Annotated in this window: 10 protein-coding genes and 1 tRNA gene; 7 read left to right on the forward strand and 4 right to left on the reverse strand. The window is 68.6% G+C overall.

The features are described 5' to 3' along the window. Positions 1 to 255: 255 nt before the first annotated feature. Both ACZ3HV_RS05915 and ACZ3HV_RS05920 read right to left on the reverse strand, forming a co-directional pair. Positions 256 to 2,091, reverse strand: a complete 1,836-nt coding sequence (locus tag ACZ3HV_RS05915) for a hypothetical protein (protein ID WP_465681349.1) — start codon at positions 2,089 to 2,091, stop codon at positions 256 to 258. Next, a complete protein-coding gene (locus ACZ3HV_RS05920) occupies positions 2,076 to 2,831 on the reverse strand; it encodes an ABC transporter ATP-binding protein (protein ID WP_465681351.1) in 756 nt (251 codons plus the stop codon). The genes ACZ3HV_RS05915 and ACZ3HV_RS05920 overlap by 16 nt, the downstream gene beginning before the upstream one ends. A gap of 257 nt (positions 2,832 to 3,088) precedes the next feature. Here ACZ3HV_RS05920 and ACZ3HV_RS05925 point away from each other — a divergent pair, with 257 nt between their 5' ends. Continuing rightward, positions 3,089 to 4,630 (forward strand): CHAT domain-containing protein, encoded by a 1,542-nt coding sequence (locus ACZ3HV_RS05925; RefSeq protein ID WP_465681353.1) that lies wholly within the window; start codon positions 3,089 to 3,091, stop codon positions 4,628 to 4,630. After that, the gene (locus tag ACZ3HV_RS05930) at positions 4,561 to 4,854 is read left to right on the forward strand and encodes a hypothetical protein (protein ID WP_465681354.1); all 294 of its coding nucleotides are present in this window, start codon (positions 4,561 to 4,563) and stop codon (positions 4,852 to 4,854) included. Before ACZ3HV_RS05925 ends, ACZ3HV_RS05930 begins: the two co-directional genes overlap by 70 nt. 6 nt (positions 4,855 to 4,860) lie before the next feature. Here ACZ3HV_RS05930 and ACZ3HV_RS05935 read toward each other — a convergent pair whose 3' ends face one another. Then, entirely contained in the window at positions 4,861 to 5,691 is an 831-nt protein-coding gene (locus ACZ3HV_RS05935; RefSeq protein ID WP_465681356.1) for a carbon-nitrogen hydrolase family protein, read from the reverse strand. 116 nt (positions 5,692 to 5,807) lie between these two features. Beyond that, a tRNA-Leu gene (locus ACZ3HV_RS05940) sits at positions 5,808 to 5,891 on the reverse strand. Between the two features lie 184 nt (positions 5,892 to 6,075). On the opposite strand from ACZ3HV_RS05940, the gene ACZ3HV_RS05945 reads away from it, so the two are divergent. From ACZ3HV_RS05945 to ACZ3HV_RS05965, 5 genes are read left to right on the forward strand one after another with little or no spacing between them, the layout of a single operon-like run. Continuing rightward, the gene (locus tag ACZ3HV_RS05945; RefSeq protein ID WP_465681358.1) at positions 6,076 to 6,903 is read left to right on the forward strand and encodes an FhaA domain-containing protein; all 828 of its coding nucleotides are present in this window, start codon (positions 6,076 to 6,078) and stop codon (positions 6,901 to 6,903) included. A 10-nt stretch (positions 6,904 to 6,913) separates the two neighbouring features. After that, positions 6,914 to 7,396 (forward strand): FHA domain-containing protein FhaB/FipA, encoded by a 483-nt coding sequence (locus ACZ3HV_RS05950; protein ID WP_465681360.1) that lies wholly within the window; start codon positions 6,914 to 6,916, stop codon positions 7,394 to 7,396. 10 nt (positions 7,397 to 7,406) lie between these two features. Beyond that, positions 7,407 to 8,780, forward strand: a complete 1,374-nt coding sequence (locus ACZ3HV_RS05955) for a PP2C family protein-serine/threonine phosphatase (RefSeq protein ID WP_465681362.1) — start codon at positions 7,407 to 7,409, stop codon at positions 8,778 to 8,780. Then, positions 8,777 to 10,174 carry an FtsW/RodA/SpoVE family cell cycle protein gene (locus tag ACZ3HV_RS05960; protein ID WP_465681364.1) on the forward strand — a complete coding sequence of 466 codons (1,398 nt, stop codon included), beginning with the start codon at positions 8,777 to 8,779 and terminating at the stop codon, positions 10,172 to 10,174. The genes ACZ3HV_RS05955 and ACZ3HV_RS05960 overlap by 4 nt, the downstream gene beginning before the upstream one ends. Next, positions 10,171 to 11,625, forward strand: a complete 1,455-nt coding sequence (locus tag ACZ3HV_RS05965; RefSeq protein ID WP_465681366.1) for a peptidoglycan D,D-transpeptidase FtsI family protein — start codon at positions 10,171 to 10,173, stop codon at positions 11,623 to 11,625. Before ACZ3HV_RS05960 ends, ACZ3HV_RS05965 begins: the two co-directional genes overlap by 4 nt. Positions 11,626 to 11,694 lie beyond the last annotated feature (69 nt).

Below are 11,694 nucleotides of genomic sequence, written 5' to 3' on the forward strand. Positions count from 1 at the left end.
GGCACCGCTGTGCCATCACGCTCGTGGCGAGAGACCGTCACTTCCGGTCAGAACTTCGCGGAACTCGCCGCCCCCTGACCGGGGCGGTGGGGTGGGGCCGTGACGACAGAGCGCCAACCGCCCTTGAGAGAAGAACGATGATGAGTCTCACCGACTACGCCGGTATCGCCGGCCTGTTCGCCGCGGCCGCCGTAGCTGTCTGGATGCTCCGGAGCAGCCGCACCCCGAGCCCCGCGGGCCGCCATCGCGGGAGCCCTATTCTGCGGCTACCGCGACCGAGCCATCCGGAACGGGCTTCGCGCGCAGATAGGTAAGCCCGCCGTAGGTGTACATCGCCAGGCCCAGCACGGCCATCGCCGCGACCACGACCCACTGCCAGGGCTTGTCCACGTAGAGGGCGAGAAACCACGACTTCGTGTCGTCGTTCCCGGTGAGCAAGAAGACCGCCGGTACGACGGCCTGTGGGAACAGCGGGATCGCACCGAACCCCAGGCAGAACCCGGCCGTGGTACGACGCCAGCGCGGGAGCTTCTCGAGGTTGGACCGCTTGGTCTCCCCGATGACGGATCGACCGTGCCTGAGCAGCGTGAGCAACTCCGGACCCCGGCGGTCGAGTCGCCGGGCCGCGAGCCGGCCGAAGTACCACCACGCCAGCACGCCGGACAAGACACCGATCGGCACGCCCCACCACGACCAGGCGAGGGCGGCGACGAGCGCCGGGCCTCCGGTCAAGGCCACCAGCACGAGCATCAAGTAGACGATGCCCATGGTCTCGCCCTCGTTCTCACCCGAGTTGAGCGGATTGCCGGACCGCTTGTACGCGTCGGTCGTCGGTACGGCGGCGTACACCGAGCAGGCCACGACCAGACCGGCCGCGCCACCGAGGAGAGCCGGCAGCACGCTGAGCACGAGCGGCCAGGCGCTGGCGTAGCCCGACCACCAGGTCAGCAGCAGAGTGATCAGCAGCGTGGGCGGACCGAAGACGAGAAGGAATGCACGCTGTCGTGCGCGCACATCCGGCCGGGCTGATCCCGGAATCATCAGCGTGGTCCAAAGCGCCGTACCGTCGGAGCCATAGAGGTTGGAGGACATCGAACCGGCCATCACGACCGCCGCCGGCCCCGCCCACGGCAGCATGGCCGCCCATCCGATCGCGAGTGGCATCAGGCAGAAGAAGAGCCCATAGCTGATCGCGAACACGGCCCGATGACCGTAGAGCAGGTCGCGTGTCCAGGACCGCAGCTCCTTTGCACCTGCTGCACTGCCCGGACCGGTGGCGGACAGCGGTCGCCGTGGCTTGCGTCCGATCCGCGTGGCCGTCGTACGCCGGACCAGGAGAGCAGACCAAACGGCGAACATCAACGCGGCGAAGAGTACGAGACCGACGAGTGCTCCGAGTGCTCGGAGCCAGTCTCCGCGGCCGGCCGCCTCAACCGCGACCAGTCCCCAGCCGGACGGTGCGATGCGTGCGGCTTTCGCTACGGTGCCCTGGACGTCGGTGGACACGAACGCGACGATCAGCGCCCAGCCCTGCGCGGTAAAGGCGAGGATGAACGCGTTGACGAGTGCCGCGATCACTGCGCCGGACCGCACTTGCAGGAGTACGCCGTAGACCGCGACCGCCAGCCGCGACGCCAGTACGAAGCACAGGAGCTGCAGAACGACCGCGGGTAAGGCGATCAGGGTTGCCGCGATCGAGAGTTGCGTGCCGACGACGACCAGGCTGAGCAGTGCCAGCAGGCTGATGACGGGCGCGACTCCGGCCAGCGCGGCGGTGAGGAGACCGGCCGACAGGGTGCGCGGAGACAGCGGCTGCATGCTGAAGTACTCCGGCTTGAGCGTCTCGTCACCGCCGCCCGCGAACATCGGGCCGATCACCCAGCCGAGCATCCACACGCCGAGCCCGACGACGAGAACATCGAGGTCGCCCTTGCCCGCGGCCCAGATCAGGCCGCCGGCGAGCGCCAGGCCGACGAGCCCGCCGCCCACGATCCAGGTCAGCCGGTTCTGGTCCTTCAGCGCGTGCCGGAACGCGGCCAGGCGCATCCGGACCAGCGTGTGGGATGTCGCATAGGTCAGGCCGAGAGCCACGACAACCCCTCCGCGCCGCGAGTGGATGCACCGACCAGCGCCACGAACGCATCCTCCAGGCTGCCGCCGGCCTGCACCTCAGCAATGGTGCCGTTGGCAACTACCTTGCCGTCGGCGACGACGGCCACCCGGTCGCACAACTGCTCGACCAGCGCCATCACGTGACTCGACATCACCACCGAACCACCGCCGGCGATGAACCTGTTCAGGATCGTCCGGATGGTCGCCGCCGACACCGGGTCGACCGCCTCGAACGGCTCGTCCAGCACCAGCAACCGCGGTGCGTGCAGCAAGGCGACCGCCAGTCCGAGCTTCTTGCGCATCCCGGTCGAGTACCCGATCACCTGCTTGTCGTCCTCGTGATCCAACTCGAGCACCTCGAGAAGTTCCGACGTACGCGCGGCGACCTCGTCCTCCGGCAGTCCGCGCAAGAGGCCGAGATAGGTGAGCACCTCCCGCCCGGTCAACCGCTCCGGCATCCCCAGCCCGTCCGGCAGCACGCCCACGTTCGCCTTCGCCTGCACCGGCTCGGCCCAGACGTCCGCCCCGAAGATCCGCGCCGTCCCCGCGTCCGGCCGCAACAGTCCGACCGCCATCGACAACGACGTCGTCTTCCCGGCCCCATTGGGCCCCAACATCCCGAAGAACGACCCCTTCGGCACACTCAAGCTGAGCGCATCCACCGCCCGCTCGGCCCCGAAGACCTTCGTCAGCCCCACCAACTCCAGCGCCTGCTCCATGCCCAGCACCCTCTCACCCACGGCCTCGCCAGGGCGTCAGCCCAACGGCCGACTCACGCAGTCATCCGACCGTCGGAGCGGGCGCGCCGACCGGCTGATCGGCGGGCTTCCCGTCTTGCGTCGTTGGTTGATTCGTGCCTAGCTGTTGTGAGGAGGGGGTCGTCCTCGTGGGCGGGAGGGGCGATGGACACCGATGGTGGATTGGTAGTCCTCGATGACGCACCGTTGGAGGGGATGGCCTCGGTCGTCGCGATGGCTTGCGGCGGCTCGATGGGTTCCCCGATCAACCCGAGATCGTGATCCTGCGCGGCCAACTGACGTTCAACGCCGCCAATCAGTACGCCAAGCTCGGGCAGCTCGAGGATGCGCTGGCGCCGTTCACGTCAGCGGCCGAGGTCGGCGAACAGGTAGGAGTCGAACCAGCTCTCCGAACCCGGTACGCCGTCGCCTTCACGAAGTACCAATTGGGGCGAGAAGGTGGGCTGATCAAGGAACTGGCCGAGCTCGCCGCCCGCTACGAAGACGTGCTGGCGGAGTCGACTGCCGGCGGATCGGACCTCGATGTCCGTCAGGGCCTCGACCTCGTCTACCGGCTCTGGCTGAAGCTGGAGGCGGCGCGGCTCGACCCCACCGACAGCCGCGCGGTCGTCCGCTTCCTGCACCTGGTGTTCGCGCTCAAGGAAGAGGAAGGCAAGTTCTGTCGCGTCCTGCGGACGATGGAGCAGCAGCCGGACGCGGCGTTCCACTCCGAGATCACTGTGCTGCTCGAGCGGCTGCAAACCACGTCGACCGGAGTGCTGGTCATCGAGTCCGTGCCCGACGCCGTCATCCTTGTTTCGCTCGCACCCGGTCGCGGGGACGTGGCGGTCCAGCTTCTCGACCGCGACGCGGCGGCGGTGGTCGGGGACCTCATCGCCGAGCAGCGGCTCGCGACAGACCGTCTGTCGGGCCGGGTGATCCCGGCGGCGAGCCCGCCGAGCCCTCGCCATGTGCAGGTCTGTCAGGCGATGTGGCAAGCGCTCGATCCGGAGATCCGTGAGCACATCGACGGCGTGCGGGTGCTTGCCGTGGTGATGGACAGCAGTACTGACCTCGGCGAACTGCCGATCGAGATCCTGCACGACGGCACCACCTACCTCGGTCTCCGGCAACGAATTGTTCGCTCGCCGGCACTCCGCGACCTGAACCTCTCCTTGTCGCGCAACCTGGTGAACGCCCGGCCGACGGGCGCGGCGATCGTCGTCCGGGCCGAGGATGCGCTCGTCCATGCCGACGCGGAGACAACCTTGGCCGTCGCCGCTGCCACCGACCTCGGCATGACGGCGAGCGTCCACCGAGGGCCTGAGCCGTCGGCGCTCGTGCACGACCTCGGCGCCGGGATCGACTTGCTGCACTACGTCGGCCACGGGCTCGCCGACCGGATCGGCGAGGAGCTCCCGCTCGGTCCCGGCAAGCGCCTGACGGCGCGTGGATTCGAGGCGATCAGACCGGCGCCGGCGCCGTTCACCCTGCTCAGTGCGTGCCTCGCCGGCCGCAGCCGGCAGTGGCGGCGCTCGATGAGCTGGTCGAGCAGTACTTCGGTCCGGGCTCGGTGGGTGCACCGACAGCCAATCGGGCGCGGGCGGCGTTCGCCAACCAGGAACGGGAGTCCGCTGTCGTCGATCTCTACCTGGTCAGCGACCGGCTGGCCAGCGGTGACCAGGTGGATCTCGACGAGTTGGCGGACGCCGTGGCGACGTCACAGTCACTCGACGCACCGGCCACCGAGGCGTTCTTCACAGCGGTCACCGCCCAGCTGAGCTATGCGGCCGACCCGGTAGCGGCGTTCCGGATGGCGGTCGACGCACTCGAGAAGTACGTCGAACTCCGCGATCAGGACGCGATCTACGAGAGCAAGGTCGGGATGACCGCGCTGCTCGGCTCGCAGCTCGCGGACATCGCCGGTGAGCCGCAGGCGTCGATGATGCTGCGCGCTGCCTACTACGACGAGATCGAGGCCTTCCAGTCAGCCGACAACGACTGACGCGGATCAGGGCATCGTGCGGTTGCTGGAGCGCGGGTCGCTGACGGCCCGGGTGCGGTAGATGTCGCCCTTCAGGGCGGTGGCCCGCCAGGGACGGGCGTGGGTGAGGGGGACGGTCAGGTTGGGATCTTCGCGGTCGAGGGTGATGACGGTGAGGTCGGCCAGGCCCGTGATCTGGGCGGCGTACGCACCGGCAGGGGTGATCAGGCCGGACGGCATCAGGTCGAGGGTCTGGGCGGGCAGGGACATCGCGATCCAGTAGCAGTTGATCGCGGCGTGCGCGCGGGCCTTCAGCTCGAACACCGTGTCCACCGGATACGCCGAGAGCAGGAGGCACTCGACGCCGAGACGCTCGTACTGACTGAACAGGTGCGGGAAGTTGATCTCGACACAGACCACGCAGCCGAAGCGATACCCGTCGACGTCGAACACCACCGGGTCGAAGCCGGGCGAGTAGAAGTGGTTGATCTCGGTGTGTGAGCAGAATCGCTTGTCGTACCGGTCGACCAGCTCGCCCGTGTCGGAGATCACGTACAGGCTGTTGTGCGGCCGGTGCGGTGGCGTGAGCGGATGCGCCGACCCGAGCACGACCCACAGCCGCAACTCCGCGGCGAGCGCCATGATCTGCTCGAGCTCCGCGCGGACCCCGTCCCAGTCGACTTCCGACCAGTCCGCGATCTGCTCCTTCGCGTACCCGCTCAGCATCCCTTCGGGAAACTGCACCAACCGGGCCCGCTTGGCCGCTGCCTTCCGCATCGACGCGCGCACGGTTTCCCCGTTCACGCGCGCGTCCGCGCTGATCGTCGGCTGAGCAATGCCGACCCGAATCCCCGTCATCGCCCTACGGTCGCATCCGGCACCGACAGAAGCGTGGACCGGCACGGCGCGTGATCGCGAACCCTGCGCGCGGCCCGGAAATGCAAGAAGTCCCGGTCGTTGACCGGGACTTGCTGTGCGCGAGGGGGGAGTTGAACCCCCACGCCCTTTCGGGCACACGGACCTGAACCGTGCGCGTCTGCCTATTCCGCCACCCGCGCGCTGACTGCTCTGACCCGGCTCTCACCTGGCCATCTGCAACCGAGAAGGAACAGTAGCACGGGATGTCCCGGAGCTTCACATTGCGGGTTCGGTCGAACCTCCCGATACGATCGATCGTCGTACCCGGTGTGTCCGCCTCGACCGGTGGACCAACTATGGAGTACCGACCGTGGAGGAGGAGGCGTGCGACCGCTGCAGCGCTTCGAGCGACGCCTGGAAGGCATTGTGAGCGGTGTCTTCGCGCGTGCGTTCAAGGGCGACGTCGAGCCGATCGAGCTGGCGGCGGCGCTCAAGCGTGAGATCGACAACACCGCGCGGATCCTGTCCCGGGACCGGCGGCTGGTGCCGAATCACTTCACCATCGAGCTCGGACCGGGTGACTTCGAGCGGCTGAACGCCTACGGCCGGACGCTGAACTCGGAGCTCGCCAACGAGCTGCGCGACCACGCCGACATCCAGCGGTACACGTTCTCCGGACCGATCGAGATCGAGCTGACCCAGCAGGACGACCTGCCGACCGGTAAGTTCCGGGTGGTCAGTGCCACGGTCGGTACGCCGCAACGACGGCCCCCCGCCTACGAGCAACAGCCCTACCAGCAGGAGCCCTACGTGCCGCCGAACGACGGCCAGACGGTCATGCACAGCACGCCGCCGCCACCGCAGCAGCCACCGCGCCGGGGTCACCCGCAGGTGATGCTCGAGGTGAACGGCCGGCGCCGCCCGGTCAACCCGCCCGGCGTGGTGCTCGGCCGCGGCACCGACGCGGACATCCAGATCAACGACCCGGGTGTGTCCCGGCGGCACGCCGAGATCCGGCTGATGCCGGAGGGCCCGGGCGGTGTCCGGGTCGTGCTGGTCGACCTGGGTTCCACCAACGGGACGCTGGTGAACGGACGGCGGACCACCGAGGCCGAGCTGGTCGACGGCTCGACCGTCCGGATCGGGAACACGACGATGACGCTGCGTCTCGCGGACGAGCCGATGGCCCAGCCGCCGAGCAGCGGGTGGTGACCGGCCCGTCATGTCGGAACTGACCCTGACCCTGATCAAACTGGGGTTCCTGGCCCTGTTGTGGATGTTCGTCCTCGCGGTGCTCTCCGTGATCAGGTCCGACTTGTTCGGCGCGAAGGTGGACAGCCGCGCGGCGGTCGCCGTAGCACCGCAGGTCTCGCGTACGCCGAAGCCCGCCAAACCGGTGAAGAAGCGCAAGGGCCTGCCCGGATCGGTGACGATCGCGGACGGCCCGCAGGCCGGCGTCGGCGCGAGCCTGGTCGACGAGCCGGTGATCATCGGCCGCGGCTCGGACTGTCAGATCCGGCTGGATGACGACTACTCTTCCACCCGGCACTCGCGGCTGTTCCAGTCCGAGGGCCAGTGGTGGGTCGAGGACCTCGGCTCCACCAACGGCACGTATCTGGACGGCCAGCGGGTGACCCGCCCGGTGCCGGCCGAGATCGGCGGCTCGATCCGGATCGGCCGGACGACGCTGAACATCGCTAAGTAGGCCTGCCTCGATGACCCTCTCGCTCGACTACGCCGCACTGTCCGACGTCGGACGGGTGCGCCGCAACAACGAGGACTCGGCGTACGCCGGTCCGCACCTGCTGCTGCTCGCCGACGGAATGGGTGGTGCGGCCGCCGGTGAGGTGGCCAGCTCGGCGGCGGTCCAGGTGATCCGGCGGCTGGACACGGGCGAGATCAGCGGCGAGGACATGATCGAGGCGCTGGCCGGTGCGGTGCATCGCGCGAACGAGCGGCTGTCCGAGCTGGTCGAGGAGGACCCCGAGCGCGAGGGGATGGGCTCGACCGTCACCGCGCTGATGTTCGACGGCAAGCAGCTCGGACTGGCACATCTCGGCGACTCCCGCGCGTACCGGATGCGGGACGGGCTGCTGTACCAGCTGAGCCATGACCACACCTTCGTGCAGTCGCTGGTGGACGAGGGCCGGATCTCCCAGGAGGAGGCCTTCACCCACCCGCACCGCAACCTGATCCTGCGGGTGCTGGACGGCCGGCCGGACTCCGATCCGGACCTGGAGATCCTCGACGTCCGGGCCGGCGACCGGCTGATGCTGTGCAGCGACGGTCTGCCCGACTACGTGAGCGACGAGTCGATCGCCGCCTCGATGGCCGACGGCACGCCGGACTCCGTCGTGGTGGAGCTGATCACGCACGCCCTCGAGGCCGGGTCCAACGACAACGTCACGTGCGTCGTGGCGGACGTGGTCGAGACGCCACCCACGAGTGGGACCTCGGCACAACTCGTCGGCGCCGCCGCTGAGCTGGCGCAGGGTGGGACCGGCCGCGGTGAGCCGACGGTCGCGGTCCGCAGCGCCGCTGGCGGTCACGGCGGTGGTCACGGAGCCGGGCTCGACCCGGAGGAGCTCCGGTACGCGCCACGCGCCCCGAAGCGGTTCCCCTGGTTGCGACGGATCGCCGTACTGGTGGTGATCCTCGGCCTGATCGTCGGCGGCGGCTGGTTCGCGTACAGCTGGACGCAGAAGCAGTACTACGTCGGCACCGACGGCGACTATGTGGCGATCTTCAAGGGAGTGGAAGCCGACCTGCCTGGCCTGACGCTGTCGAAGGTGTACGAACGGCAGACGCTGCAGGTGGACAAGCTGCCGACGTACAGTCGGCAGCAGGTGGAAGGCGACATCCAGGCCGACGACCTGGCCGGCGCGCACGCGATCGTCAATGAGCTGCAACGGACCGCCGACGCGTGCGCCAAGCCCAAGCCGACCCCGACTCCCAAGCCGAGTACGCCGCCCGTGTCCACGCCACCGAAGCCGCCGGCAACCACTCCGGTGACGACGCGCCCGTCCACGACACCGTCCGGCACGCCTAGTACGCCGGTCGACCCGGACGACTGTGACGGGGTTCGATGAGCATCGCCTCGACCTCGGTCATCCAGATCATCCCGCGCACCCGGCGCGGGGTGGAGTTGCTGCTGCTCATCATCGCGATCGGCGTCTCGGTCGGCGCGTACGTGAACATCGGCATCACCGTCCAGGACAAGGTGCCGGCCAGCACCGGGTACTACGCGGCCGGCATCGGCCTGCTCGCCCTGATCGCACACTTCGCCCTGCGCTACAGAGCGCCGTACGCCGATCCCGTCCTGCTGCCGTGTGCCGTGCTGCTGAATGGCCTCGGCGTCGCGATGATCCACCGGATCGACCTCGGCCTGGCCGCGGTCGCGGAGGCGAACGGCCGGACCCCGAAGGCGGCCGCCGCACCGCAGCAGATCACCTGGACCGCGGTCGGCATCATCCTGTTCCTGGTGGTGATCCTCGTGATCAGAGATCACCGCCGCCTGCAGGCCCTCACCTACACCGCCGGACTGGCCGGTCTGGTGCTGCTCGTGCTGCCGCTGATCCCGGGCCTCGGCGTCAACCTGAACGGCGCCCGGATCTGGATCCGGCTGGCCGGGATGTCCTTCCAGCCCGGTGAGTTCGCCAAGGTTTGCCTGGTCGTCTTCTTCGCCGGCTACCTGGTGGTGAAGCGCGACGTGCTGACGCTGGCCGGGCACCGGTTCCTCGGCCTCGACCTGCCGCGGGCCCGCGACCTCGGTCCGATCCTGATCGCCTGGTTCGTCAGCCTGGGTGTGCTGGTGTTCGAAAGCGACCTCGGTTCGTCGCTGCTGTTCTTCGGCCTGTTCCTCTTCCTGCTGTACGTCGCCACCGAGCGGGCCGGGTGGCTGATCATCGGTGGCGTGCTGTTCGTCGGCGGCGCGTACTTCGCGTACCAGACCTTCGGCCACGTCCACAAACGCATCCAGGACTGGCTGGACCCGTTCTCGATCGACGGCGGCCAGGTCGCGAACGGCTTGATGGGCCAGGCCTGGGGCGGCATTCTCGGCCGCGGGCTCGGCCAGGGCCGCCCGGAGATCACCCTGTACGCGAACAGCGACATGATCATCTCCTCGTTCGCCGAGGAGCTGGGCCTGACCGGGCTGATCGCGATCATCCTGATCTACACGCTCATCATCGAGCGCGGCCTGCGGACCGCGCTCGGCTGCCGGGACATCTTCGGCAAGCTGATCGCGACCGGTCTGGCGATGTCGTTCGCGCTGCAGGTGTTCGTGATCGTCGGCGGTGTCACCGGGCTGATCCCGCTGACCGGTCTGGCCACGCCGTTCATGGCGCTCGGCGGTACGTCGCTGGTCGCGAACTGGGCGATCATCGCGCTGCTGCTGCGGATCAGCGACCAGGCCCGCCGGCCACAGACCCCGGCCGCTCCAGTGTCCGACGAAACGATCGCGATGGCGGTGCAGAAGCAGTGAACTCAGCGATCCGACGACTGGCCGTGGCCGCGATCATCCTGATGCTCGCGCTGATGGCGAATTCGACGTACCTGCAGGCCTTCCGGGCGAACGAGCTCAACGGCCGCAACGACAACCGCCGGGTGCGCGATTCACAGTTCTCGGTCAACCGGGGCCCGATCCTGATCGGGAGTACGCCGATCGCGCAGAGCAAGCCGACGAACGACCGGTTCAAGTACCAGCGCACCTACCCGTCCGGGCCGACGTACGCCCCGGTGACCGGGTTCTACTCCTACCTGTTCGGCCGCAGCGGCATCGAGTTGACGATGAACTCCGAGCTGAACGGCTCCGATCCGTCGATGGCGTTCCGCCGAATCATCGACGTGATCAGCAACCGGCCGCAGCAGGGCGGCAGCGTCACGCTGACCCTGAACGCGGCGGCTCAGGCGGCGGCGTACGACGGCCTGGCCGGCAAGACCGGCGCGGTGGTGGCGATCGAGCCCAAGACCGGGCGGATTCTCGCGATGGCGAGCCGGCCGTCGTACGACCCGAACAAGCTGGCGTCGCACGACCTGGACGCGGTCGGCAACGCCTGGAAGACGCTGAACGCCGACAAGGACAAGCCGCTGACCAACCGGGCGACCCAGGAGACGTATCCGCCGGGTTCGACCTTCAAGCTGGTCACCGCGGCGGCCGCGCTGTCCAGCGGCAAGTACACGCCGGAGTCCAAGGTGAACTCGCCGGCCGAGCTGCCGCTGCCGCAGACCACCACTCCGCTGGTCAACGAGGACGGCAAGAACTGCGGCGGCAGCAACAACGCGACCCTCACGATCGCGCTGCGGTACTCCTGCAACACCGCGTTCGGCTCGGTCGGCATGGACCTCGGTCCGGACGCGCTGCGCGACCAGGCCGCCAAGTTCGGCTTCGGCGAGCGCCCGTTGAGCGAGCTGTCCGGTGTGGCCGCGAGCCAGTTCCCCGGCGACCCGAACGCGCCGCAGACCGCGCAGTCCGCGATCGGCCAGTTCGACGTGCGGGCCACGCCGCTGCAGATGGCGATGGTTGCCGCCGGCATCGCGAACAAGGGCGAGGTGATGAAGCCCTATCTGGTGCAGAACGTGAAGACCGCGGACCTGAAGACGGTGTCGGAGACCAAGCCGGAGTCGCTGCACCAGGCGATCACTCCGGAGGTCGCGAGCCAGCTGACCGCGATGATGGTCGACGTCGTGAACAACGGCACCGGCAAGCCGGGCCGGATCGACGGTGTCCAGGTGGCCGGCAAGACCGGTACGGCGCAGACGACGAAGGAGCGCCCGCCGTTCGCCTGGTTCACCGCATTCGCGCCGGCCGACGACCCCAAGGTCGCGGTGGCCGTGCTGATCGAGGACGCGAACATCCCGCGCAACGACATCGCCGGCGGCACCTTGGCGGCACCGATCGCCAAGAAGGTGATGGAGGCGGTGCTGGGCCAATGACGACGATACGGAATGATGCCGTGACAGCGCGTCTTTCCAACGGGGTTCCACGTGTGGCTGCCGTTACCG

This window comes from Kribbella sp. NPDC020701, assembly GCF_055562215.1.

Excerpts from the sequence above, each read along its gene's own strand:
- ACZ3HV_RS05955 (WP_465681362.1), top strand. The coding sequence starts at position 7,407 with ATGACCCTCTCGCTCGACTACGCCGCACTGTCCGACGTCGGACGGGTG.
- ACZ3HV_RS05950 (WP_465681360.1), top strand. The coding sequence starts at position 6,914 with ATGTCGGAACTGACCCTGACCCTGATCAAACTGGGGTTCCTGGCCCTG.
- ACZ3HV_RS05935 (WP_465681356.1), bottom strand. The coding sequence starts at position 5,691 with ATGACGGGGATTCGGGTCGGCATTGCTCAGCCGACGATCAGCGCGGAC.
- ACZ3HV_RS05960 (WP_465681364.1), top strand. The coding sequence starts at position 8,777 with ATGAGCATCGCCTCGACCTCGGTCATCCAGATCATCCCGCGCACCCGG.
- ACZ3HV_RS05920 (WP_465681351.1), bottom strand. The coding sequence starts at position 2,831 with ATGGAGCAGGCGCTGGAGTTGGTGGGGCTGACGAAGGTCTTCGGGGCC.